We start from the raw sequence: 236 nt of genomic DNA on the forward strand, positions 1-236 counted from the left end.
ACCCGGCAGGCGGTGCTGCCCTGGGCGCCGGCTTCCACGTCGGTCTGGGCGTACACCACCAGCACGTCGGCATCCGGGCCGTTGGTGATCCACATCTTGTTGCCGTTGAGCACGTTGTGGTCGCCGCGCTTGTCCGCGCGCAGCTTCATCGACACCACGTCCGAACCCGCGCCCGGTTCGCTCATGGCCAGCGCGCCGACCTTCTCGCCGCTGCACAGGCCGGGCAGGAAGCGCTG

General features: G+C 69.9%; 1 protein-coding gene. It reads right to left on the reverse strand.

Features of this window, described 5'->3' with window-relative positions; genetic code table 11:
• Positions 1-236, reverse strand: a 236-nt coding sequence (locus ACQG3P_RS23540) for an acyl-CoA dehydrogenase family protein (RefSeq protein WP_426806395.1), incomplete at both ends; no start/stop codon positions are given.

This window comes from Stenotrophomonas sp. SrG (genome assembly GCF_050031795.1).
Taxonomy (GTDB): domain Bacteria; phylum Pseudomonadota; class Gammaproteobacteria; order Xanthomonadales; family Xanthomonadaceae; genus Stenotrophomonas; species Stenotrophomonas rhizophila_A.